Genomic DNA, 23,015 nt, shown 5'->3' on the forward strand with positions numbered 1-23,015 from the left:
GCGTCGGCATAGACGGCGTCACCGACGTCGGTGGACGTCGTCGAGCCATTCGCCGCTTCGGGAATAACCAAGGCTTCGATCCTCACCAGCGGCTTGCCAAATCCGATCGAAAAGCGACTTCAGCGAAGATCTCACGTCGCTGTCGTCGGCGAGAACGACTGGCGCGAACGTGAAGATATCACGATCGAATGTCGTTTTACGCTTTACCGGCGAGCGTTCGTGGAGATGTAGTTCGAACCCGTTTATGCCAGCCAGCGTAAGAGTAACGACGCGCGGCGGATGCACGCCGAGGGGCTCGAGGACGGTGGAGGCCCAGTGCTCGACGAAGCCGACGACCTCGCGCTCCAGGTTCAGGGGAAAGAGAACGGGCTCGGGAGCGTGGATGCGCTGGATCATATAGGTGTCTGCAAGCTCGATCGCGCCGCTCCGAGAAATGTGAACCAGCCACGACGCAGGGGGATTTTCTGGGCACGACGCGGCGATGCCATCATGGTTGAAGCGAACGTCCCAATGGAGATGGGCTACCGGTGGGAGCGGGTCGAACCGCGATTGCTTCAATGGGAGAAGGTCCACCTCTCTCTTCTCGTCCGATGGCCACACGTGCAGGATGACCATTGGTCCCGGCTTGAGGCTGGGGGAGTCTTTCTGCAGGGCCAACAAGTCACCGACGCGTGCGCGATGTCGACCTTCAAGGCGCTCGATCTCAGATTGTGAAATCGGTGTCGGCGGTCGCCGGCCCGGCCCGGCTGCACGTTCGACCGCACGGCGGGGCACCGGCTCTCTGCTAGGCAGTAGCTCCAACGCCGATGTCGCCGAAGTAGGGCGGTCCGAAGGGTCTAGCTGCGTGAGTCGTTCGACGAATGCCGCCAGCGGATGCCCGTCCGCGAGCACTCCCGGTCTATCGTCATCAGGTAGTCTGCCGCTTGCAAGCCATTGGACGAGGCGCCCGAGGCTGAAAAGATCTGAGCGTTCGTCGGCATTCTTCAGTGCGACGATCTGCTCTGGTGCCGTCCACGTCGCGATTCCTCCGACGCTCCTCGTTCTAGTGAGTCGGTCGCTTCCTCTGGCAACCGCGAGTCCCCAATCTGCGACGACCCACCTGCCGTCAAACCGCAAGATGTTGTCGACGTGCAGGTCGCGATGACGGACACCTTTCGCGTGCGCATGTTCGAGGGCGCTTCCCACGTCGCGGGCGAGCGCCAACGCATCGTCGTCCGTGACGCGATCCCACGCCTTGAGCTGACCGAGCGTTCCTTCGGCCAGCGGGAAGACGAACCATTCGCCATCTGGATGAAGTTCGAGGGCCGTCATCACGTTCGGGTGCCGCAAAGTTCTCATCACGTCCGCTTCTCGCTTTGCGCGAGCACGGGCATCGGGTGCGGGGATCGTCACTTTCAGCGCCAGTCGCTGAAGCGATTCACGGTCAACGACCTGGTACACGTTTCCGAAGCTTCCCCCACCGATGTGATGTACCGCGGTGAAGCGTTCCCGAAGGTCTGCGGGAACGAACTCGTCCAACGCCGGCAGCGGCGTACGAGCAGGAACGTTCGGGGTTGCACGAGAATCGCCCGTCGCTGGATCCGGGTCTGCGTTCGCGTGAGGGATTGGAAGCACATCCTCGAGCTGCGTCGCGTGGTCACTCACGCGGACGCCGTACTCCGTGATCACGAACGCAATCGTTCCACGGTGCTCCGCCAAGCGCTTGGAAACGAGCAACAGTAGCGCCTTCCGGGCCTCGGCTTCGTCGAGACCAACGTGGGCGAAGTTCTCCTTGCCATCCTTCGTCGGTGAGACACTCCAGTTTCGATGCCCGTGCTGAAGGAAGATCTTGTGGAGCTCCGCGAGGACTCTGCGCGCAGCCTCGTAGGGGTGCATCTGGACGTTCGACCTTTCGCAGTTCGAGCGTAGCGCGGTTTGCGGCGGCGTTCCGAAGGCGGCGCCATCGGAATGCGACTGGCTCCCGTGTGCACCTCTGAAGTCTGACGCGCGGCGCGTCAGCTACCTCGTCGCTCAACGACGGCCTGGACAGCATCAACCCCGTCGTTTCAGCCGGTCCGCGGGGCGGCGGACCCGAACGTACGATCCGCCGCCGCGGAAGAAGGATTGAGAAGAGTCAAGACGCGATCGGGCGGAGCGCCTCGCAGGCGCCCCGTGGCGGAGACCGGGGGTGACAGGCGGCGAAGCGGTGGCGAGCTGTCGCTCGACGAGCCGCGCCGTCTGCGTCCGTCGCCGCGCGTGAGCCTCTCTCGCGTTACCCTGAGGTCACGAGGACCTCATGAACCTCTGTATGTATTGCCAGGGTGACCCGCCTATGGATCCGAAGGTCGCGCAGAACCTCCAGATCTGCCCGAAGTGCGACCGTGACCTCTTGGAGGTGCGACCGACCCCACCGCCCGCCGTAAGACGGGTCGAATCCTTCGACGCCCATCCCATCGAAGCGGACTACTCCGCTGCTCCCGTCGAGAAGACGGACGAGCCGATCGAGCACGACGCGCACGACGTGCTCAATTACGCCATCGCGCTCGTTAAAGTCGTTCGGTCCGTCGAGAGGTTTACGGAGCCGACGCGAGAGCGCAGCGCGGTACTCGGGTTCATGACGGGAAGCGAGGGCCTAGACTGGGTCCTCCGGCGTCGACTCGGACACCTCTTCGAGAAGCGCATTGTCCACGGGCGCGGTCTCAGCCACAAGACGGGTAACCACAACCCCGATGCCGAGCTGCGCGGGATATTGGACGCTTTCAAAGCGCAAAGCGTAGAGCGACTCGCCGTCATCGACGAGGTCGTTAGCGGAGGACAGCTAAGGACCGCACTTCTTCGCATCCTAAAGTGGCACAAGTCGGTCGGTGCTCCGAGCTTCGCACTGCATCTCGTCGGTGTTACCGAAAAGGCGCCAGGAAACGCGGCGGAAGCGCGAGCGTGGTTTGGTGAGAAGGTATTGCGCGGCGACGAGAATTCGTTGCCGAGCAGCCTGGCCCTGACTTTCGACATCGTGAGGGCCGCGCGGCTGCTGGCGATGGATAAAGAGGGGCAGCCGTTGAAGGATGCGGCGCAAGCGAAAGATGGAACCTACGAGGTGCGAAGGATCTGGCCGGGGGGCTACAGGATCCGCTGCCCGAATCGGTTGAGCGTGCAGGGGGGAGCCAGTCTCGAGGTGATGTACTCGGCCGCTTCGCTCGATCAGCTCTTCGGCACAGTGATCTATGCCGTTTTAGGCTTCGGTTTCGTGCGGAAAGAGACGTGGCCGGAGACCATCAACAGTGCCGGTTGTATGGAGTGCAGCGCTCTGCTTGCCGAGGCCCGTGGTCGGGCGCACGAGATCGCCCTCGCGGTGCCTTCACCTGAGACGCTTCCAGGCCGCGTCGTTGGTCCGCCGGACGTCAAGATCTGGGGACCCGATGGGAAGCTCGTGGAGCTCAATCAGGGGAACTGAATCACGGTCGCGCAACAAATGTTGCAAACCGCGGCCGCTGAGCAACGCATCGTTATCTCGGATCCTTGCTCGAAGCTCACGCCAGAAGCAGGCTTCCAGGCGGGACGACGCATACGTTCGAGAGGCAGTTCAGGCCCGCATTGCACGTCCCGTTCGGGAAGCACGCTCCGCGCTCGGCGCCGGTTGCGGCTCCGTTGACGGGTTCGCGCGTGAATCGTCAGAAACGGGTGGGCGCCCAAGACGCTGGTTCGGCGGTTCGACGACGGCTTGCGAAGGATGCCGAGGTGCTGGGCAAATCACGACTGTCACGAGCTCACGCCGCGCCAAGCCATTGCTCGAGGGCGTCGACCGTTTTCAGGACCTTCGCCGACGCCGTCGGCGGCATTGTCTTCGCTTCAAGGAGTGCGGTGAGACCTCCGTCGGCGGACACAAAGGCGTCGGCGTAGACCATCGCGAAGCTTGCGTGCTCGATGTCCCAGAAGTCTTGCGGGCGCGTACGCCGTTGCAGGTCGACGGCTCGCATCCCGTGGAGTTGTGCCGCGACCTCCATTGACGGGAGTGAGGCACGGAAACGTTGAGTCATTCGTTTGCCACCGATCTCTCCGGCTCCGAGCTCAGACAATCGGCGGCGAATCTCGGCCGCGTCGGCTCCGCAGTCGCGCGCCAACAGGTCTTGGCAGGCGGGGATGACGGATGAACGAAAGAGTGCCACTCGCTCGCGAAGGATGGCCGTATTGCGGTCGAGACTTCGCTCTTTCGGATCAGCGAGACGACGCGCGCGCAGGTTCTCCATTAGAGCTACGTACTCCTTCAACTTCTCAGCGTGGCGTTCGGTTTGAGCGGCGCTGGGGATCTCCTGGCTCAGCCAGCGCAGCGAACGACCCGGAAGGTCGATATCATTCCAAGCATTGATCACAACTTCGACGACAGACGCAGGGGTATCCGCCGCGAACTCGAGCTCGCCCGTCCCGAGATAATCCGGCAGACTCGTGTACGCCTCGTTGCGCAGGATTCGAGATTCCGCGGACTCGAAGAGCCGAGCGTAGAGATGGCGAGCTTCGAGCCGAAAAATGATCTCGGGACTGCGCGACGTCACGCCCATGCACAACGCGTCCATCAGCTCCGCTTGGCTCGCGCGAAGCGAAGGTGATGGGATTCCGAAAAGCTCGCTGACGGCCGCGTACGAGACCGGAAAGATCGCGCGCCCTTTCCGCACGGCCTCCAAACAATGATCGCGGCATGCCTTCGCGGCGCCGCCGTCGCGCAGAAGGATCCAGATGTTGTTGTCGAGGTAGATGAGCTTACGGCCCTCGATGCGCTCAGCGTAGACGCGCCGGAAGTCGATGGGCTGGACCTTCACGACGGTGTTCTACACCGCGAAGTCGCCCGTGCGCCACGTCGCGGTCGTCGTGTTTGTACGTCGCTCCGGTTCGTGGCAGTCGGGCGCCGTACATCGTCGATCGGGTCGAGAACGAGGTGACTCTGCCCGCGAGGGTCGACAAGGCCGTCGAGGTCACGGCGGCCAATCGCTCTCATGAATCCCGCGACCGTGTGCGTTAAAGCAGAAAGAGAGTGGACGTTCGGCCCGCTCGTTGCCATGCATTGAGCCGAGCCATGGGAGAACCGATCCGATCAATCACCGCCGACGACCTTCGAGCATCTGGTTGGAAGGACGTGGTGGCGTCTGCAGGCCTCGCAGACTGTCAGAAGCTGGCGCAGTTGTTCGCGGAAAAGTCCGTCCGCGCGAAGGCGGAGGGGGCTCTGGAGCGCGCGTCGGCACTCGATCTGCTCGAACGCATCTGTCGTCCGGTGCTCCGTCCAGACGTTGAGGATGCGCCGCTTGGCCATCAATTCCACGACGCGATCTCGGAGCCCGAGCTGCAGGTGTTGGGATCGGTCTACGCCGAGATGGGCGGGGCCGAGCTCCAAGCCCGCGTCGCGGATGTCCTCTGGCTTCGCAAGAAGGACCGGGTCGCGGCCGAGGCCGCCACCCGCGGGTATCTCGCCGCCGCCAAAGAGTTCGAGGATCCGAAGGAGTGGTCCCGGGGCTTCGCGAGGACGAAGCGCGCGTATCAGATCGCGGCGAGCCTCGGACGGAAGAACCAACTCTTCCAAACCGTCGTTGACTTCATCGCAGATGCCATCGAGCGTCTTGCCGGGAAGGACCCGCTCTATCTCTCTGCCAGCTTGCTGGAGCTCCTTCTGGAGAGCCGCGCGCGCGACACCGACGCGGCGAAGTACGGAGAGCGAGCCGAGGCGATGGCGCAAACGGCGGCAGAGCAGAACGATGCCTGGCGGGCCGAGCGACTGTCGGCCGTGGCAGCTGGCTGGTTCGAGCGAGCTTCTGACCGAGAGAGAGCGCGATCGTGTCGGGTTGCCGGGGCCGAAGCGTTCGTTCGCATGGCAGCGCAAAGCGAGCCTCCCGGCCTGGCTGCGTCGCACGTGCAGCGTGCCGTCGCGATCTACCGTCGGATCGGAAAAGCGAGCGATCGCGTGGACGAGTTGCTAGCAAAGATGCGCGAGTACCAAGAGCGTTCGACCGCGAGCTTCCAGACCTTCAGCAGCGCCATCAACATCGAGGAAGAAGTCCGTGAAGCGCTCGAGGCAGTTCGCGGTAAGGCCACATTCAACGAGGCGCTCGTTGCCCTCGCGACGTTGGCGGGCTCGCCGAGCGTCGATGAAATGAGGAAGTCTCTCCGCGAGCGCGCGTCTGCGAGTCCGATTCAATTTCTCATCCCTCAGAAAATCGTAGATTCGAAGACCGGACGAACAACTGGCCGGAGAAACGGATTTCCGGACGACGATGCGGACGCGATCCTCTTTCAAGATGCGCGGCGCATGCAGCACATCATGGCCTCAGTCCTGAATCATGCGCGCAGGCTTGTGCTTGAGGAGCATCCATTTGGCGACGGCGACTTTCTTCCGCTCGTTCGAACGAGCCCATTCGTCCCTTCGGGGCGTGAAGTGAAGTTTGCCCGCGGGCTCGCGGCGGGGTTGCGCGGTGACTTCATGATCGCCACATCGCTGCTCGTTCCTCAGATCGAAAATTCGCTGCGCAACATCGTCGAGATCTCTGGAGGAAGAGCTTTCGGTTTGGATGAAGATGGTATTCAGGACGCTCACCTGCTCGGGCATCTTCTTGGCTCCGAGGAAGCGCGCAGCATCTTGGGCGAGGATCTCGTCTTCGATCTGCGAGGACTACTAAACGAGCGGTTCGGGACCAATCTGCGCAACGTGGAGGCGCACGGGCTACTCGACGACGAGGACTACAACTCGTCGGAGGCAATCTACTTTTGGTGGCTCACGCTACGGCTCTGCACCGTGTTCGCTTTGGACGCGAGGAAGCGTGAGCCTTCCGCCGCAGGTGATAACGCGCCTGGTGATGCGTCCTAGCGAGCACGCTCATGCCTTACGATGTCTACAAGAAGACTCCCATCGAGACGATCTCGGAGGAACACATTCTCCTTGATTCGCTAGGCGGTCGCCTCGCCTCGAAGGCGCTGCTCGACAAGTCGACGAATGATCGGTTTGGCGCCACCATCGATATCGCGCTGGCAGATTGTCTGCTGCCGATCCGCGTGTTGCTCGATGCGAAGGCTGCCGATGGCCGCTCCCCGCCACCGCTTCGGGGCGTGAAGGCGAAGGACGGACGACTCTTCAATTTGCTTCCTGGGGGCAAGCCTGAGATGGCCGCGCCTCGGATCGATGTCGACGAGAGGGAGGGGAAACTCGCGATCGAAGGGCATGCTCGCAGCATGCGCGAGGCGAGGCAGCTCATGCGCCGAGTATTGGCGAAGCACTCGCTGCCGATCGAGCTTCTCGAGAAGATCGCAAAGAGCGGCGAAGAGCACATACCGGACCTCGAGATCTCGCTCGAATATGACAGCAACGTCTGGCGTGGGATCCTCAAGACTGCGTGCAATCTGCTCGCATACCAGCGGAGCGACCTGTTCCTCGGCTCCGGGTTCGACGCGGTGCGAAAGTTCGTGCTCGATGGTGACGGCCACCCATGGGACTTTCTCGCCTTCAACACATCGCCAATCGATCTTGCTCTTGAAGGTCGACAGTTTGGCGACGTCGATCATCTCGTGGTGCTGAACGGAGACTGCGCAACGGGTGACGTTTTTGGGCTGGTCGTCTTGTACGGACAGCTTCAATTCACGGTGCGGCTCGGCGTCGGGCCAATGGTGTCTTCCTTCACTTCGGCCTACCGCGTCGATCAATTGGGCGGGCGAGACCGGCTGGACGCCCATGAGGACGCATCGATTGAAGTACCCGCGTACCATAGATATTCCGAGGCCCATTATTCGAGCTGGCTCGAGTCGCAGGCGGCAGCGATGAATCGCCTCATGCCATACGTCATGCGTAGGGCACGGGAGGCCGCGGTTCGATCGCTGATCGAGAAGTCGCTGAAGGAGACTTTCGGAGCGCCCGATGGGACCGCGATTACGGAGGCGCAGATTCAGGATTTCGCATCGCGCGTGAGCGAGAGGTTCGTCGCCATGATGTTTCATCAAGGCATGTTCCACCGGGATGATTAGGCGGCAGGTGGCTCCGGACGCGCCGTTCTGGTCATGCGGTTCGAAACGGCGTCGGGCCTGCGAGCGTGAGCTGGCACGTCCAAAGAAGGCCGCCGCTCGTCGCGCTTGGCGCTGCATGAGCCTGCCGCTATCAATCGGCGATGCGCAGCTCGTTCGTCCTTCCGTTCATCCTCGGAGCCCTCGTTGTGGGAGGTTGCTCGAAGAAGCCGCCGCCTCCAGGAACCATCGAAGTCACCGCTGACGACAAGGGATTCAAGCCGAGCTCGGTTCACTTCAAGAAGGGCGAGCCAGCGACGCTCCTCTTCACGCGCACGACGGACGATACGTGCGCCACGTCGGTCGTGTTTCCGGAGCTGAACGTGAAGAAGGATCTCCCGAAGGGAGAGCCCGTGGCGATCACGATCCCGACCGACAAGGAACAGACCCTGACCTTCCAGTGCGGCATGGGGATGTACAAGAGCTCCGTCGTCGTCGCCGCGAACTGAGCCGGCGCTCACGCACCGTGCGTGCGGAGTGCGTCGAGCGTGACGGTGATGAGGCGTCGCACGGCGCCCTTCGACGGTACCCCGTTCGCCGCCGACAGCGCGTGCACGCAGAAGCTTGCGAGCTCATCGGGCGGAACGTCACTCCGGATTCGACCGCTCCCGATGCCACTGACGAGAAGATCCCGGATCAGCGTCCGGACGGCATCGTGCGCTCGATGCATGTGCGCGCCACGGTGAAGCATTGCGGCGAGGTCTCCCCCGTGGTCGCGCCGTCCCTGCGCGACGCGTTCGAACACTGCGCGTAGTCGCTCGAACACGTCGCTGTCGCTGTCGCGCAGCTTCGCGAGCTGCTCGACGTGATGCGACACCTCGCGCTCGTGCCACGCGAGGAGGATCGACTCGACGTCGGGGAAGTACTTGTAGAGCGTCGCGCGGCCGATACCGGCCCTCTCGGCGACGAGAGACATCGTGACCTTCCGGATGCCCAGCTCGTGCGCCAGGACCGCCGTCGCGTCGAGGATGGCGGCCGTAACGTCGTGGCGATGCTCGTCGATCGTCGCGCTCCACAGCTTCGGAGGCATCGACAAAATGTACTACGCCGCTCTTGCGAGACACGCTGTATCGATCCATACACTGTGTATCGAAAAACGTTGAGGTGCTTCCATGATGACTTCACGGACGAGGAAATTCGCTCTCGAGGCGCATCTCTTCGCGACATCCGGATGGCTTGGCGCCGTCGTCGCCTTCCTGGCGCTCGCGATCGGCGCGGCGCGCACTGAAGACGCGTCGACGTTAAGCGGCGCGTGCGTTGCGATGAACATCGTCGTCCGCTACGCCGTCGTGCCGTGCGCGTTCGCGTCGCTCGTCACGGGGGTCGTGTCGGCGGCGGGCACGAAGTGGGGGCTCCTCCAACACTACTGGGTCGTCGCGAAGCTCGTGCTCGTCATTCTCTGCACCGTCGTTCTCATGGCTCAACTCGGACCGATCGAACGGATCGCCGCCGCTGCCGCATCGGGACGCCCCGTTGGTCCCGAGCTGCATCGTCCCCTCGTCCACGGCGCGGGCGGTCTCGTCGTGCTCCTCATGGTGCAGGCGCTGAGCGTCTACAAACCGTGGGGACGGCTTCGCAAGAGCGCCGTCTGAGCGCTCGGCTCACCGTCCCTCGTCCCACGCGTCCTACGCGTCTACTCGTTCGAACCGCCGTCCGAGGACGGCGGGTCTTCGTCGAAGTGCTCGAGGTACACGTCGGTGCCGTTCTCGACCGCGCTCAGGAGATACCCGATCGCGGCGCTACGGCCCTTCGTGCGCGCAAGCTCACGGGCCGTTTCCTCGCGTTGCCAGAGCGTCGCCGCAAGCTGGATGACGATGTGGCTGAAGACGTCGCGAAGCGGCCGCTTGTCGGCGGCCGGGCGAGGTACGACGCACCGGGCGAGATGCTGCCGGACGTCCGTGGTTTCGAACGACCATTGGCCGTCGTGCGGCCCGATGACGTGCGCGGCGAGCCCGTTTCGGATCGCTTGGATTTGCTCCGCGTCCTGGACTTCGTACGCAGTGATGAGACCCATCGCCTCGGAATACTCGAGCACGGCGGAGAACATGCGGAGGCCCGATGGAACCTTCGCCACCTTTCCTTGCTCCGGTGGACGCAGCGTCGCGAGGACGAGCCCTTTCAGCGCCTCCTCGATCATCGCGCCGCCGACGAGAGCGGCCCCTCGGTCGCTCTCCTTCAGCAGGTTGTGGCGGACCTGTTCCCAGCGCCGCTTCGTCTTCTCGGAGAGGTCGCTCGAGTCCTTCGTCATCGACCCACGTTACATCGCGGTCGCGCGAAGGACGAACGGGGCGGTGATGACGCGGTCGCCGCGCTTCACCTGCATGAACATCTTGTAGAGGCCAGCCTTCGGCAGGGTGACCTCGACGTCGAGGACCGACGCGGTCGACCCCGCCGCCGGAGGCGTCGTGCCGTGTCCGCCGTGTCCGCCGTGACCTGTCGCCGGGGCAGCAGGCATGTCGTGTCCGCCGTGTCCGCCATGTCCGCCGCTGCCGGCCGGCATGCCGTGAGCGTGGATGAACGTCGACGAGTCTTCCGAGAGGACGATGGCGTGACCCGGCATGCCGAGCCAGTCGACCATGTCCGTGGCGGGCGCGCCCGCGAGCGTCTTGATCGCGACCTTCAGGGTCGCCGCCATGCCCGGCATGATCATGCCGTGTGGGATCGGCTGGAGCTCGACCCGCGTGTCGTCCGCGATCGTGTAGCGAAGCGCGTTGCCGCTGAAGATGGGCCCTGCCGCGAGGTTCGGCGCGACGGCCGCGGCGCCCTCGGGCGCGAGCGACGACGTGCTCGTCTGAGCGGTCGCGGGGCCCTTCGGGTCGTACTCGAAGAACAGCTTGTACGGTTGCGACGCGGTGATCGGCGCATCGACGATGAGCGAGCCGTTCGCCTCGAGCGCCGGGTGCAGGTGGAGGAAGCTCTTCAGATCGGAGCTGACCGCCACGAAGTGCATCGGCTGCGTATGGAGGTCGTCGAACTCCTTCACCTGCCGGCCGTTGGGATCGACGACGCGCAGCGTGAGGCGCGAGGTCTCGCCGGCCTGGACGGGGTCCGCGGAGACCGCGACGCGATAGGTTCCATCTCCCGCGGGCGGCGCGATGATGTCCTGGACAGCGGCGCCTTCGGCGTCGACCTCGGTCGAGCAGGCTGCGGTGACAAGGACGAGCGCCGAGAGGGAAAGGTAGAGACCACGCATGGCGGGGTACGTAGCATGATGTCCTACACGCGCAACCGCTTCTCGCGCGCTTAATTGTATGATTTTGCGAAAGAAAACTGTAACCGAGCCGGTTACGGTGCCTTCGATCCTTCGACCTGCCAAGCGTCGGCAGCGGACGAGGCATACTCGCCGGCGATGCACCGGATCGCGTACGCCGGCTTGGATGGCTGTCCGCTCGCCGCATTTGCGACGCATCTTCCGACGGACCGGCCTTCGGATCTTCCGCTCCTCGTCCTGATGCACGGCGGCGGGCCGGACCACCGCAGCCTCGTGCCTTTGAGCGAGCGTCTCGCGAGCGAAGCGGTGGTGGTGCTTCCGGACGTGCGCGGTTATGGCGCGTCGATCTGTCGTGACCCGACTCGACACACGTGGGCACGTTACGTCGACGACGTCGTCGCGCTCCTCGACGCGTTGCGCGTCGACCGCGCGATCATCGGAGGCGCCGGGCTCGGGACGACGATTAGCCTCCGAACCGCGGTCGCGCACCCCGAGCGCGTCTCGGGGCTCGTCCTCATCAGCGTCGAGGACATCGAGGACGACGCAGCGAAAGCAGCGGAGACCGCGTTCATGGACGCATTTGCAGAGCGCGCGCGAACGGGCGGAATCAACGCGGCCTGGGCTCCCATCCTTCCGGAGCTGTCGCCCGTCATCGGAACGATGGTGCGGGAGGCGATCGACGACATGGATGTCGCGAGCATCGCCGCAGCCGCTCACATCGGTCATGACCGCGCGTTCAAGGGGCCGGAGGAGCTTTACGGCCTCCCGATGCCTGCTCTCCTCTTCGCCGGCGGAGACTGGCGCCATCCGGCCGCGCTCGCGAGGAACCTTGCGGAGCGTTTGCCGCGCGCACGACTCGGCACGGCGACGATGTCGAACGCGCTCCGAACGGCGAGCGACTTCGCGGATGAATTCGCGCCCGAGATTATCGAGTTCCTGCGAGAGCTTCGTGAACGCCCGAAAGCGGAGCGCCGATGAACCGCCGCCTCTACGCCCTCCACCGCTGGCTCTCCGCCGTCGCCGTCCTGCAGATGCTCGCGTGGATGGTCTCCGGATTGTTCTTCGCAGCCGTGCCGAAAGAACGCGTCATGGGGCCGAGCACCCAAGGCGTTCCGCCGAGCGGCCTCGACGTCTCGGGGATGCTGTCCGCCGAGGAGCTCGCTCGGGCTGCCCGCGCCAACGGGGTCGGGGAGGTGCGCAAGATCGAGGTGCGCACGATCGGCGGGGCGCCACGCGTGGTGATCACCGGCTCGCTATCGCGTATCCGCCTTGACCCTCGGACCGCAGCGTCGGTGCCCGTCGAGCGCGACGAGGCCATCGCGATCGCGAAGGCGGACCAAGGCTCCGTGGCCGTCGACGCGAGCGCCGAGTCGGTCGCGCGAGACGCACCGATCGAGTATCGCGACAAGCCACTGCCTGCGTGGCGTGTGGTGCTCGCCGATGGCAAAGGCACCGCGATCTGGGTGGATGCCGTCTCCGGCGACGTGACCGCGCGGCGGAACGACACATGGCGCATCTACGATTTCTTCTGGAGCCTCCACACGATGACCTACTGGGATCGTACGAACTACCGGTCCACGCTGCTCGTCGTGGCGGCAAGCATCGGTCTTCTCGTGACGATCAGCGGCGGCGTCCTGTGGGGGACACGTATCGCGCGTTCGATGAGGCGGGTCACCGCTCGCGATAGTCGTCCGCGCGAAGACCGTAGCGTTTGAGCAGACGATGCACGCTCTCGCGCTCGACGCCGGCACGCTCCGCCGCCTGCGTGACGTTTCCTTTTACGGCCTTGAGGACGGCGATCAGGTATTCGCGCGTCATGCGGTCACGCGAGAGCGCGAGCACCTCGCGGTACGTGAGGGTCGCGAGGTCCACCTCCGGCGGTTCACCGTCTTCGAGGATTTCTTCGGGCAACGCGGTCCGTAGAACCTCATTGCCTCGGGTGAGCGCCGCCGCGCGGGAGACGGCGTTCTCGAGCTGGCGAACGTTTCCCGGCCAAGAATATTGGTTCAACGCGGTGAGAGCGTCCTCGCTGAATCGAAGCACGCGCCCTTCGTCGATCGGCGCCGCGGCGAGGAATTCGTTTGCGAGCGGCACGATGTCTTCGCGGCGTTCGCGCAGCGGTGGGACGTGAATCGCGACGACATGGAGAAGGTAGAACAGGTCCTGGCGCAGGCGTCCGTCGGCGACAGCGGTCGCGGCGTCGTTCGTCGTCGCCGCGACGACGCGCACGTCGACCGTGGCCCGCTGCAGGGCATTCAAAAGCTTCGCCTGGAGCGGAAGAGAAAGCTCCGTGACGTTCGCGAGCAAGAGCGTGCCCGCGCGAGCAGCTTCAAACGGCGCTCGGAGGTCCTCCTCCGTAAGCGCGTCGCAGTCGAGCGCAACGAAGGGCCCCGGAGCACGCGCGCTGCGAGCGTGAATCTCCGCAGCCACGAGCTTCTTCCCCGTCCCGGCCTCGCCCGTGATCAAGACGTTCGCTCGTGACGCCGCCGCCTGCGCGACCACGTCGACGACGGCTCGCATCGCGGGGCTCGCGGCGACGATCTTCCGCCCTTTCGGGACGCCGCGATTGCCGGCCTTCCCGCGCCGCGAAAGCGCGCCCCGAATCGCATCCATCGCGTCGTCGGGGTCGAACGGCTTCGTCAGGTAGTGATGCGCGCCCGCCCGCAGCGCCTCGACCGCGTCGGGGACGGCGGCGAAGGCCGTCATCAGGATCACCTCGACGTCCGGGTACAAGGTCTTGATTTGCTTGAGGACAGCGAGGCCATCCATGCCCGGCATCTTCACGTCGCAAACCACGACGTCGACGCTCTCACGCGCGAGGAGGCGCAGTGCTTCTTCCCCATTCGCCGCAGTGAGAAGATCGAGCTCAGTGCCCGCCAGCCTTCGGAAGAGAGCATGGAAGTTGAGCTTGTCGTCGACGACGAGGACCCGCGGCTTGGCCATCACGCAGCCCGCTTGCTCGCGTCGAGCGGCAACACGATCCGCATCGTCGTCCCGCCGGACGGTGCGTCGCCGCAGTCGATCGTTCCAGAATGCGCGTCGACGATTGCATGGGCGATCGCCAAGCCCAGCCCGACGCCGCCCGCTTTCGTCGTCACGAACGGCTCGAAGAGGCGGTTACGGACGTCGCGCGCGATCCCCGGCCCGTCGTCCGAGACCGTGACCTCGACCCCGGCGTCCCACGATCGCGCCACGACCGAAACGTGGCCGCCCGGCCGAACCGCTTCGGCCGCATTCGCTATCACGTTGGAGAAGACCTGGCGCAGCCGGCCCGGATCGCCGATGGCTGATATGGGACCGCCAGCGGGGACGACGAAGGAGATTTCGTCGAAGCGCCCGCTGCTTCGGAGGCGGTCCACGCACTCTTGCAGGAGCTTCACGACGTCGAACGTCTCCACGGCGAGCCCCTGCGGTCTTGCGAGATCGAGGAGGCCTTCGACGATGCGCTTGCACTGCTTCGTCTCCTCCTCGATCACGTCGAGGCCCTCGTCGTCGCGCCGATCCGAGCGGCGCATCGTCTTCACGAATCCGAGAATGACGCCGAGAGGGTTGTTGATCTCGTGCGCGACGCCGGCCGCGACCTGACCGATCGAGGCGAGCCGCTGCGCGCGGAGCATCTCGTCGTGATGCCGCTGGAGGCTGGCCGCCATTTCGTGAACCCCTCGCGCGATCTCGGCAAACTCGTCGTGACCCTCGATGGGAATTCGCGCGTTGAGATCACCGCGGCCGATGGCGCGCGTGCCATTGCGCAGCAGCGTCACCCGCGAGGCGATCCATCGCGTCGTCAGCGCCGCGCCGAGCGCCGCGAGGAAGGCCGCGAGCACGAAGCAGGTGACCGCGGTCGTGCGGGTGCGCTGGCGGACCGCGTCCGCGCGGGCGCGAGCCTCGATGGTTCGGCGCTCGAACCTCGTGTTGAGCGCGCCGATCTTCCGGAGTGCGTCGACGACGACGGCTTCGGTGCCGGCATGAAGTTGTCTCACCTCGTCCGCGCTGCCGCGGTCGATCGCCGCGAGCGTGAGGGTGTGGAACTCGTCGTCGTTGCGCTGGACGAGCGCGCCGATCAGGTCGACGTCCGAACGGTCTCGAGGTTCCTCGACGACGCCCAGGAGCGTCGCGATCGCCTCGCGCGTCAGTCTCGCGATGTCTTCGTAGTGGCCGAGATGGGACCGGTTTCCTTCGATTATCGTGTGCGCCTGGTGGATGTACTGCTCGCGGACGAGCGCCGAGACGCGATGTCCGGCGTCCTTCGCCCGATCGAAGCGCGCGACGTCCGCATCTGCCGCGTCGAGCCGTGTCGTCGCGTGCACCACGACGCCGAGCGTGATCGCGAAGAGCACCAGGTTCAGCGTGAACGCGATGGCCAACCGCCGGACGAGCGTGGAGCGTGTCGCCGTCGTCATCGCGCGTGCCATTCTAGGAATGGCTCCCGACGTCCCACGCGAAAGCGCCGTGTGTAACGCTGCCGGTCACACTCGCGAAGGCCCCGACGCGGCGGCTATTCTCGAGGCTCGGCCTGGTGCCGTCGGGGGTATGCCCATGAAACGACTTGCCGTGACGCTCGTTGCGTTGATGACGAGCGCCATCGCGTGTGGCGGATCCGATGCGGAGGTCGCGACGGGACCCGTCGCAGGCGCTGAGCGCGGGCCGTGCTTCGCGAATGGGACGTGCAACGCCGGTCTGCAGTGTCTGTCGAGCACGTGCGTCGCGGCCGGCTCGTCTTCCTCGAGCAGCGGGAGCGGAACCAGCACCAGCTCGAGCAGCTCCAGCTCCGGTGGACAGCCGCCACCCGAAGACGCCGGCAAGGACGCCGACGCCGCTCCGCAGAAATTCAACGACGCGGGCGACCCGTGTCCCGGCGCCGTCATCTTTCATCCCGGCACCGAGACGCGCGATGCGAACACGTCCGTTCCGTTCTCCGGACGTGGGCGGGATGCCAACTGCGTTCCGATCACCGGCGCGAAGCTCGTCTGGACCGACAGCATCGGCGGCGGCACGATCGGAACAGGCGAGACGTTCAATCACACGTTCACCGTGAAAGGCAGCCACACGATCACGCTGACCTCGACGGACGGCGCAGGCGCGTCGACGACGGCGACCGTCACGTTCACGATTCAGTGAGCGTGATCCCGCAGACCTCAGCGAGTGGGCGGCCGGTACGCTGCGCTCGTCGAAGCTGGGAGTAACGCCAGTAGGTGTAGATCACGGGGATCAGCTCGAGCGTGAGGAACGCGCTCGAGAGGAGACCGCCCACCATGGGCGCCGCGATGCGCTTCATGACGTCGGCGCCGCTCCCGTGGGCCCAGAGCAGCGGAACGAGCCCGAAGAGCATCGTCGCGACGGTCATCACCTTCGGGCGAACGCGGCGCACCGTGCCTTCCGTATGGGCATGGATGATGTCGTTCAGGTCACGAATCTTGCCGACGCGAAGCCTCCGGATGAAGGCGTGATCGATGTACACGATCATGACGACGCCGGTCTGCGCGGCGAGCCCCACCAGCGCGATCACACCGACGAGCACCGCCGTCGATATACGGTAATCGAGCACGTAGAGGAGCCACACACTCCCGACGAGCGCGAACGGGATGGAGAGGAAGACAATCAGCACTTCCGTGAAGTGCTTGAATTGGAAATAGAGCAAGAGCGCGATGGAAAGCAGCGCGAGCGGAATCAGGATCCGCATCCGTTCGCGCATGCCTTCGAGCAGCTCGTACTGGCCGGTCCAGCGGATGTACATGCCTGGCCCGAGCCGGACCTGTCCGCGGGCCTGCGCCGCGGCGACCGCCGCCTTCGCGTCCTCGACGTAACCGCCGATGTCGCGCGACGGCTCGATATCGATGTAGACGTACCCGACGAGGAGCCCGGCCTCGTTGCGCAGCATCGGCGGGCCGTCGACGATACGCACGTCCGCCAGCTCCCGGAGCGGGACGTCGGCGCCCGGTCGGCCGCGGAGTGGAATGCGCACCTCCCGGAGCTTCTCCGGCGTGCTCCGGAAGTCTTGCTGATAGCGGATGTTGACGCTGAAGCGACGCCGGCCTTCCACCGTCGTCGTCACCGGCTCGCCGCCGACGGCGGTCGCGACGACGTCGTTGAGGTCGTCGACCTGCATGCCGTAACGCGCCAGCGCTTCGCGGTTCGGCACGACGTCGACGTACTCGCCCCCGAGCGAGCGCTCGTAGAAGACGCTCCTCGTTCCGGGGACCGCGCGCATCGCGCCCTCCAGCTCGGTTCCAGCCGCCTCGATCGCCGCGAGATCGGCACCGAACACCTTGACCCCGACCGGCGTCCGCACACCGGTCGTGAGCATGTCGACGCGCGTCTTGATCGGCATCGTCCAGGCGTTCGTCCACCCAGGCATCTGCAGCTTCGCGTTCATCTTCGCGATGAGCTCGTCCCACCGCTCCTGGTCCTGCTCCGGCCAGAAGACGAGAAGAGGGGCTTTGAGAAACTCCGGGGCCTTCGAGAACCAGCGATGGCGATGCACCTTCGGCCATTGCTCGCGCGGTTTGAGCTGCACGACCGTCTCGACCATCGACAGCGGCGCAGGATCGGTCGGCGACTCGGCGCGACCGACCTTACCGAAGACGCTCTTCACCTCCGGGAAGGAGGCGAGGACGCGGTCCTGATGCTCGAGTTGGCGCTTGGCTTCCTCGATCGAGACGTTCGGCAGCGTCGTCGGCATGTAGAGAATGTCGCCCTCGTTGAGCGGCGGCATGAACTCGTTCCCGAGCTTCAGGAATGGCGGAATCGCCGATAGAAGCGCGAACACGCCGATCGCGAGGGTCGTCTTCGGGTTCCGCAGCGCGACGTACACGAACGGCTCGTAGACGCCCATGATCGCGCGCGAGACGGGATGGTTCTTCTCGGTGCGGATGCGCCCGCGGACGAGGAGGTCGCGGAGCGCCGGCGCGAGTGTGATGCTGACGACGGCGGCGGAGAGCATGACGAACGTCTTCGTGTAAGCGAGCGGCTTGAACAGGCGGCCAGCCTGTCCGTTCAGGCCGAACACCGGAATGAAGGAGAGCGCGATGATGAGGAGCGAGAAGAAGATCGCGGGCGTCACCTCCTTCGCGGCGGCGTGGAGGAGCTTCGCCCGCTGCGCGTTCGGTAGATCCGGTGGCGCCTTTTCGAGCGCCTTGTGGCAGGCCTCGATCATGACGATCTCCGCGTCGACCGTCGCGCCGATCGCGATCGCGATCCCGCCCAGACTCATGATCGTTGCCGGGATCCCGAAGAGGTACATCGGGATGAACGCCAGCACGACGGAGATGGGCAAGCTGATGATGGGGAGTAGCGCGCTCCGGAAATGAAGGAGGAAGACGAGGATGACGATGCTGACGACGATCACCTCCTCGGTGAGCGAGCTACGCAGCGTCGCGATCGCGCGCTCGATGAGCGTCGAGCGATCGTAGGTCGGAACCATCTCGACCCCCTCCGGCAAAGCGGACTTCAGCTCGCCGAGCCTGGACTTGACCCGCGCGATCACATCGAGCGCGTTCTCGCCGTAGCGGGCCATGACGATGGCTCCGACCGTCTCGCCCTTTCCATCGAGCTCCGCGAGACCGCGTCGGATGTCGCCGCCGAACTGGAGCGTACCGACGTCGCCGACGCGGATCGGCGTCCCGTCCGGGCCGGCACGAATCGCGACGCGTCCGAGGTCGCCGAGGTTCTCGAGGTAGCCGCGGCCGCGCACGAAATATTCGCGACCGCTCATCTCGAGGACTCGGCCGCCGACCTCTCCGTTCGACCGCCGGATCGCGCCGGCGACGTCTTCGACGTGGAGCCCGTAGGCCCGGAGCTTGTCGGGGTCGAGCGTCACCTGGTACTGGCGCTCGTAGCCGCCGACCGTGGCGACCTGCGCGACGCCGGGGACGCTCTCGAGCGCGTAGCGGAGCGTGAAGTCCTGCAGCGTCCGCAGCTCCGCGAGGTCGTGACGGCCAGACTTGTCGACGAGGGCGTACTCGTAGACCCAGCCGATCCCGGTCGCGTCCGGGCCGAGCACAGGCGTGACGTCGTTCGGCAGCTTCGCGCGGAGCGCGCTCATGTATTCGAGCACGCGGGATCGCGCCCAGTAGACGTCCGTGCCCTCGTCGAAGAGCACGTACACGAACGACATGCCGAACATCGAATAGCCGCGCACCGCGGTGACCTGTGGCGCAGCGAGGAGCGCGCTGGCGACGGGATAGGTCACCTGGTCTTCGACGAGCGTCGGCGAGCGTCCTTTCCACTCCGAGAACACGATGACCTGCGGATCCGACAGGTCCGGAATCGCATCGAGCTGCACGCGCTTCGCGGAGACGCACGCGCCCGTGACGAGCGCGGCGTAGACGAGGAGGACGAGCCAGCGGTAGCGCGCCGACAGGTCGATGATCCAACCAATCATGGCTTGTCCGAGCCTGGCGTCGCCTGCGCGATCGACGCCTGGAGGCGGCTCTCGGAGTCGATGAGGAAGGTCGCGCCCGAGACGACGCGCTCTCCGGCGGCGAGCCCGTCGACGACGATCACGCGTTCGCCGTCGCTGCCGGAAACGGCAACGACGCGGGGCGTGAAGCGGCCTTCTTTCTCGACGACGAAGACATATTTGGCATTACCGGTTTCGACGAGCGCGTCCCGCGGAATCGCGACTCCAGAGCGTGCGCTCACGGACAGATCGACCGTCCCATATTCGCCAGGCGTATATCTACGGCTCGCGGTATTGCGAATTTGCATTCGCACGCGCCGCGTCCGCGCCTCCGCGTTCACGAGCGGGTAAACGAGGTCGACCTTCGCCGTGATCGCATCGTCAGGGCGCGCGGTGGGGACGAAACGGCCGTCGACGCCGGGTCGCAGCGCGCTCGCGTCCGCGAGGAGCACGTCGGCGACGACGTACACGGTCGAGAGGTCCTGGACCTCGTAGAGGAGCATCTCGGGCGTGACGTACGAGCCGAGGACGACGTTCTTCTTCGTCACGAAACCGCCGCGTGGCGCTGTCACCGCGATTGCGCGGATGGTCTCCCGTTTCGTGGCCACTCGATCGATCTCGACCGGCGACATGCCGAGCAGCTCGAGCTTCCGGGCCGCCGCGCTCGCGGACGCCGCGCCGGCGTCGCCCGCCCAGCGGCTGATGGTGAGGAGCTCGTTCTGCGCCTGCAGCGCTTCGGGGCTGTAGACGGAGAGCATCGTCTGGCCCGCGCCGATCGCGATCCCGGTCTGATCGACCTGGATCGCCTCCACGAAGCCGGCGGTACGCACGTGGACCTCGCTGACCCCTTGCTCCGGCGGGACGACGATCGCCGTCACGCGTAGGCCGCCGTTCAACGCGCGCTCTTCGGCGGTCGCCGTACGGACGCCGATCGACTGGATGCGGTCGAGGGTGAGCTTAACCGGCGTGGTGCCCGGGGGGATGTTGCCCGGCGTCGTGCCGACCATCGAGGGCGCTTTCCGTGGTGCCGCGTCGGGTCCGGCATCCATGCTCGGCTCTGCTGCTCCGTCTGCGTCGGGCTCGGCCACGCCGCCCCGGTCCGTGGCAATGAGCTCGAGGTCCATATGGCAAATAGGACACTCCCCGGGCTCGTTCGAGACGACCTCGGGATGCATCGGGCACTGGTACTTGGGCGCCGCCTTTGCGGTCCCGTTCTGCGCCGTCGAGATCCGCGTCGTCGCGTAGGAGAGCCACATGAAGCCCGCGAGCGTCGCGGCGGCGACAACCAACACCCAGCGGACGATCGCCATCGTCTTCGCGCCGCGCGGCGGCCGCTCTTCGCCCTCCGCCATCGGCTCTTCCGTCTCGTGCGGTTCAGCGCCCATCGTCGTCTCCTCCCTGCAGCATCGAATCGGTGAGCGGCCCGAGCGGGCGGCGCGGGACCTCTTGTCCAACCGCGGCGTCGAGCTCCGCGAGCGCGTGGTCCAGGCTCGCGCGTGCCGCGACGACCTCGCTTTCGACGTCGACGACGGCGCGTTGTGCGGACAGGAGCGTGAGGATGTCCACGCGTCCGGTCTCGTATCCGGCCCACACGACCTCGAACGAGCGCTTCGTCGCGGGGACCGCCCGGTCGCGGAGGGCCTGAAGCCGGAGCGCGGCGGCGAGCCGATTCGTATCAGCCTGCGCGACCTCGGCCGTCACCGGAATCGTCGCCGCCTCTGCATCTCGCCGCGCGGCGAGCGCCTGCGCGTCGGCGGCTTCGCCTCGCGCGCTCGCGTCGCCCCAGAGCCAGGGAAGGCTCATCGACGCGTTGGCGCCGTAGCCGTGGACCGGCATCATTCCGACGGGCGCGAAGTAGAGCGCGGCGACGCTGAACGACGGGAGCGTGGCTTCCTTCTTCGCGGCGCGCGCTTCTTCGATCCGTCCCCGCTTCGTCGCCGCGGCGGCGCGGACCTCGGGGCGGACGGTCAACGCCTTCGCCATTGATTCGCGCAGATCCCACGCCGCCGTCTCGGCTTCGCCGCTCACCGGCGGACCGAGCGGAGCGTTCACGTCTCGGGCGAGGAGAGCATTCAGTCGCCCGCGCGCTCCGATCATCCGCGAGCGGTCGCCGATCACGTCCGCCTCGACGCGGGCCAGCTCGACCTCCGCTTGCGTGACGTCCGTGAGGGGAGCGCCGGCCCCAAGCCGCGCGCGCGCGACCTCGAGCGCGCGGGCCGCGATCGCGCGATGCTCGACGTGGATGCGGTGCCGCGCCGTCGCTTCGACGTAGTCGGCGAAGGCGTGGTCTGCATCGCGGCGAAGAATGCGGACGCGGTCCTGGACCATCGCGCGTTCGGCCGCGGCGAGCTCGTTCCCCGCGCTCTCGCGTGCGCCCCGAGCGCCGGGGGCGGGGAAGCTCTGCCCGACGCCGACCATCACCATCCCCGCGTTCGAGATGGCGTAGGGCTTCGCGATCGGGACCTGCCAGATCTGGAGCATGACCTCCGGCGGCGGCAGCTTGCCTGCGGCGCTCGCCGTGAAGGCGGTGGCCCGAGCGCGCTGATCGGCGGCAGCGACGGACGGATGGCGTGCGACGGCCTCGCGGAGAACGGTGGTGCGATCGAGCGGGCCGGCCGTGATCGCGTCGGCGATCGCCGTCCTTGGCGCAGAGAGCGCGAGGACCGAGATCGCGACGAGCACGCCCCGACCGGGGGTGAACATCGACATGAGCTTTCCTTCGAAGTCAGGCGGGAAACACCGGAGCCGGGCGTCGGGCGCGGCTCTGCCTGCGTGGACACGCGCGCGGGCGCGGTCCGAAGGTCAGCTCAGTTCAGGAACACCATCAGCTCGGCGCGGTGCCGGGATCTCACGATCGGCCCGGCGCGACCTTCGTGCTCGACGCGCCCGCGAACGAGCGGCAGCGCTGTCGCGACGACCTCGGCAGGCACCGGCACGGTCGCGAGGAGCGGCGCAGTGACGGACGGTGTCGGCTTTGCCACCGAGCCGCCCGGAGGAAGCTTCGCAACCACGCGGTGCTCGCAGCAATCCGGCGTGCGGAGCTCCGGACCGGTCTTCTCCGAGTGGTGCTCGCGGTCAGCGGCGCAGCAAGGCGCATCGCTGATGCGCTCCATCATCGGGCAGTACACGTAGGTGGCGCCAGCGCGGAGAACACCGAACAGCGTGGCCAGCGCCAACGCCGTGGTCGCGAGCCGGACGAACGCCACGCGCAACCGCGCAGCGATACGTCGTTTCCGGGGCGGCGACATGCGGACGACCTTAGGCGCGGAGGTGCTGCGGAGCAAGTCGACCGTGCGTTCGCCGACCGCGTTGCCGCCGGCGTCAATGACAGCGATGGCCTGCGGCAAGCCGACCGACACGGATGAACGCTCGGTATCGCGAGGCGTAGCCGCCGAGACT

20 protein-coding genes are annotated in these 23,015 nt (G+C 65.9%); 9 read left to right on the plus strand and 11 right to left on the minus strand.

The features are described 5' to 3' along the window. Positions 1-18: 18 nt before the first annotated feature. Positions 19-1,875, minus strand: a complete 1,857-nt coding sequence (locus KF837_39790) for a serine/threonine protein kinase (protein MBX3233533.1) — start codon at positions 1,873-1,875, stop codon at positions 19-21. Between the two features lie 436 nt (positions 1,876-2,311). Between KF837_39790 and KF837_39795 the strand changes: the two genes are divergently transcribed. Next, positions 2,312-3,430, plus strand: a complete 1,119-nt coding sequence (locus KF837_39795) for a hypothetical protein (GenBank protein MBX3233534.1) — start codon at positions 2,312-2,314, stop codon at positions 3,428-3,430. Between the two features lie 313 nt (positions 3,431-3,743). On the opposite strand, the gene KF837_39800 is transcribed toward KF837_39795, so the two are convergent. Then, complete coding sequence (locus KF837_39800) at positions 3,744-4,790, minus strand: hypothetical protein (protein ID MBX3233535.1); 1,047 nt, start codon at positions 4,788-4,790, stop codon at positions 3,744-3,746. Positions 4,791-5,044: 254 nt separating this feature from the next. Between KF837_39800 and KF837_39805 the strand changes: the two genes are divergently transcribed. The 3 genes from KF837_39805 to KF837_39815 all read left to right on the plus strand — a co-directional run bounded on the left by KF837_39805 (position 5,045) and on the right by KF837_39815 (position 8,456). Further along, complete coding sequence (locus KF837_39805) at positions 5,045-6,823, plus strand: DUF4209 domain-containing protein (GenBank protein ID MBX3233536.1); 1,779 nt, start codon at positions 5,045-5,047, stop codon at positions 6,821-6,823. 11 nt (positions 6,824-6,834) lie between these two features. Continuing rightward, positions 6,835-7,971 (plus strand): hypothetical protein, encoded by a 1,137-nt coding sequence (locus tag KF837_39810; protein ID MBX3233537.1) that lies wholly within the window; start codon positions 6,835-6,837, stop codon positions 7,969-7,971. A 140-nt stretch (positions 7,972-8,111) separates the two neighbouring features. After that, positions 8,112-8,456 carry a cupredoxin domain-containing protein gene (locus KF837_39815; GenBank protein ID MBX3233538.1) on the plus strand — a complete coding sequence of 115 codons (345 nt, stop codon included), beginning with the start codon at positions 8,112-8,114 and terminating at the stop codon, positions 8,454-8,456. Positions 8,457-8,464: 8 nt separating this feature from the next. Here the strand turns inward: KF837_39815 and KF837_39820 are convergent, their stop codons facing one another. After that, positions 8,465-9,037, minus strand: a complete 573-nt coding sequence (locus tag KF837_39820; protein MBX3233539.1) for a TetR/AcrR family transcriptional regulator — start codon at positions 9,035-9,037, stop codon at positions 8,465-8,467. A 232-nt stretch (positions 9,038-9,269) separates the two neighbouring features. Between KF837_39820 and KF837_39825 the strand changes: the two genes are divergently transcribed. Next, on the plus strand, positions 9,270-9,599 hold the full coding sequence (locus tag KF837_39825) for a hypothetical protein (protein MBX3233540.1): 330 nt from the start codon (positions 9,270-9,272) through the stop codon (positions 9,597-9,599). 41 nt (positions 9,600-9,640) lie between these two features. Here KF837_39825 and KF837_39830 read toward each other — a convergent pair whose 3' ends face one another. Together KF837_39830 and KF837_39835 are read right to left on the minus strand one after the other, a co-directional pair. Next, a complete protein-coding gene (locus tag KF837_39830) occupies positions 9,641-10,144 on the minus strand; it encodes a hypothetical protein (protein ID MBX3233541.1) in 504 nt (167 codons plus the stop codon). Between the two features lie 120 nt (positions 10,145-10,264). Continuing rightward, positions 10,265-11,200: a hypothetical protein gene (locus tag KF837_39835; protein MBX3233542.1), complete on the minus strand. Its 936-nt coding sequence runs from the start codon at positions 11,198-11,200 to the stop codon at positions 10,265-10,267. Between the two features lie 156 nt (positions 11,201-11,356). On the opposite strand from KF837_39835, the gene KF837_39840 reads away from it, so the two are divergent. Next, positions 11,357-12,196 (plus strand): alpha/beta hydrolase, encoded by an 840-nt coding sequence (locus tag KF837_39840; GenBank protein MBX3233543.1) that lies wholly within the window; start codon positions 11,357-11,359, stop codon positions 12,194-12,196. After that, positions 12,193-12,933 (plus strand): PepSY domain-containing protein, encoded by a 741-nt coding sequence (locus KF837_39845; protein MBX3233544.1) that lies wholly within the window; start codon positions 12,193-12,195, stop codon positions 12,931-12,933. The genes KF837_39840 and KF837_39845 overlap by 4 nt, the downstream gene beginning before the upstream one ends. On the opposite strand, the gene KF837_39850 is transcribed toward KF837_39845, so the two are convergent. Further along, positions 12,890-14,164, minus strand: a complete 1,275-nt coding sequence (locus KF837_39850) for a sigma-54-dependent Fis family transcriptional regulator (protein ID MBX3233545.1) — start codon at positions 14,162-14,164, stop codon at positions 12,890-12,892. The two genes, KF837_39845 and KF837_39850, sit on opposite strands and share 44 nt — an antisense overlap. Further along, positions 14,161-15,042 (minus strand): HAMP domain-containing histidine kinase, encoded by an 882-nt coding sequence (locus KF837_39855; GenBank protein ID MBX3233546.1) that lies wholly within the window; start codon positions 15,040-15,042, stop codon positions 14,161-14,163. The genes KF837_39850 and KF837_39855 overlap by 4 nt, the downstream gene beginning before the upstream one ends. A 141-nt stretch (positions 15,043-15,183) precedes the next feature. Between KF837_39855 and KF837_39860 the strand changes: the two genes are divergently transcribed. Together KF837_39860 and KF837_39865 are read left to right on the plus strand one after the other, a co-directional pair. Beyond that, positions 15,184-15,675 carry a hypothetical protein gene (locus tag KF837_39860; protein MBX3233547.1) on the plus strand — a complete coding sequence of 164 codons (492 nt, stop codon included), beginning with the start codon at positions 15,184-15,186 and terminating at the stop codon, positions 15,673-15,675. 112 nt (positions 15,676-15,787) lie between these two features. Then, positions 15,788-16,336, plus strand: coding sequence for a PKD domain-containing protein (locus tag KF837_39865; protein MBX3233548.1), 549 nt, complete (start codon positions 15,788-15,790; stop codon positions 16,334-16,336). Here the strand turns inward: KF837_39865 and KF837_39870 are convergent. From KF837_39870 to KF837_39885, 4 genes are all read right to left on the minus strand, one after another. Next, on the minus strand, positions 16,323-19,598 hold the full coding sequence (locus KF837_39870; protein ID MBX3233549.1) for an efflux RND transporter permease subunit: 3,276 nt from the start codon (positions 19,596-19,598) through the stop codon (positions 16,323-16,325). The two genes, KF837_39865 and KF837_39870, sit on opposite strands and share 14 nt — an antisense overlap. After that, positions 19,595-21,001, minus strand: coding sequence for an efflux RND transporter periplasmic adaptor subunit (locus KF837_39875; protein MBX3233550.1), 1,407 nt, complete (start codon positions 20,999-21,001; stop codon positions 19,595-19,597). Before KF837_39875 ends, KF837_39870 begins: the two co-directional genes overlap by 4 nt. Continuing rightward, on the minus strand, positions 20,991-22,325 hold the full coding sequence (locus tag KF837_39880; GenBank protein ID MBX3233551.1) for a TolC family protein: 1,335 nt from the start codon (positions 22,323-22,325) through the stop codon (positions 20,991-20,993). The genes KF837_39875 and KF837_39880 overlap by 11 nt, the downstream gene beginning before the upstream one ends. Before the next feature lie 98 nt (positions 22,326-22,423). Continuing rightward, positions 22,424-22,975 carry a hypothetical protein gene (locus tag KF837_39885; GenBank protein ID MBX3233552.1) on the minus strand — a complete coding sequence of 184 codons (552 nt, stop codon included), beginning with the start codon at positions 22,973-22,975 and terminating at the stop codon, positions 22,424-22,426. Between the last annotated feature and the right edge of the window lie 40 nt (positions 22,976-23,015).

Source organism: Labilithrix sp., from assembly GCA_019637155.1.
GTDB lineage: Bacteria > Myxococcota_A > Polyangia > Polyangiales > Polyangiaceae > Labilithrix.

Excerpts from the sequence above, each read along its gene's own strand:
- KF837_39790 (MBX3233533.1), bottom strand. The coding sequence starts at position 1,875 with ATGCACCCCTACGAGGCTGCGCGCAGAGTCCTCGCGGAGCTCCACAAG.
- KF837_39795 (MBX3233534.1), top strand. The coding sequence starts at position 2,312 with ATGGATCCGAAGGTCGCGCAGAACCTCCAGATCTGCCCGAAGTGCGAC.
- KF837_39805 (MBX3233536.1), top strand. The coding sequence starts at position 5,045 with ATGGGAGAACCGATCCGATCAATCACCGCCGACGACCTTCGAGCATCT.
- KF837_39810 (MBX3233537.1), top strand. The coding sequence starts at position 6,835 with ATGCCTTACGATGTCTACAAGAAGACTCCCATCGAGACGATCTCGGAG.
- KF837_39815 (MBX3233538.1), top strand. The coding sequence starts at position 8,112 with ATGCGCAGCTCGTTCGTCCTTCCGTTCATCCTCGGAGCCCTCGTTGTG.
- KF837_39820 (MBX3233539.1), bottom strand. The coding sequence starts at position 9,037 with ATGCCTCCGAAGCTGTGGAGCGCGACGATCGACGAGCATCGCCACGAC.
- KF837_39825 (MBX3233540.1), top strand. The coding sequence starts at position 9,270 with ATGAACATCGTCGTCCGCTACGCCGTCGTGCCGTGCGCGTTCGCGTCG.
- KF837_39830 (MBX3233541.1), bottom strand. The coding sequence starts at position 10,144 with ATGATCGAGGAGGCGCTGAAAGGGCTCGTCCTCGCGACGCTGCGTCCA.
- KF837_39835 (MBX3233542.1), bottom strand. The coding sequence starts at position 11,200 with ATGCGTGGTCTCTACCTTTCCCTCTCGGCGCTCGTCCTTGTCACCGCA.
- KF837_39840 (MBX3233543.1), top strand. The coding sequence starts at position 11,357 with ATGCACCGGATCGCGTACGCCGGCTTGGATGGCTGTCCGCTCGCCGCA.
- KF837_39845 (MBX3233544.1), top strand. The coding sequence starts at position 12,193 with ATGAACCGCCGCCTCTACGCCCTCCACCGCTGGCTCTCCGCCGTCGCC.
- KF837_39860 (MBX3233547.1), top strand. The coding sequence starts at position 15,184 with ATGAAGTTGTCTCACCTCGTCCGCGCTGCCGCGGTCGATCGCCGCGAG.
- KF837_39865 (MBX3233548.1), top strand. The coding sequence starts at position 15,788 with ATGACGAGCGCCATCGCGTGTGGCGGATCCGATGCGGAGGTCGCGACG.
- KF837_39870 (MBX3233549.1), bottom strand. The coding sequence starts at position 19,598 with ATGATTGGTTGGATCATCGACCTGTCGGCGCGCTACCGCTGGCTCGTC.
- KF837_39875 (MBX3233550.1), bottom strand. The coding sequence starts at position 21,001 with ATGGGCGCTGAACCGCACGAGACGGAAGAGCCGATGGCGGAGGGCGAA.
- KF837_39880 (MBX3233551.1), bottom strand. The coding sequence starts at position 22,325 with ATGTCGATGTTCACCCCCGGTCGGGGCGTGCTCGTCGCGATCTCGGTC.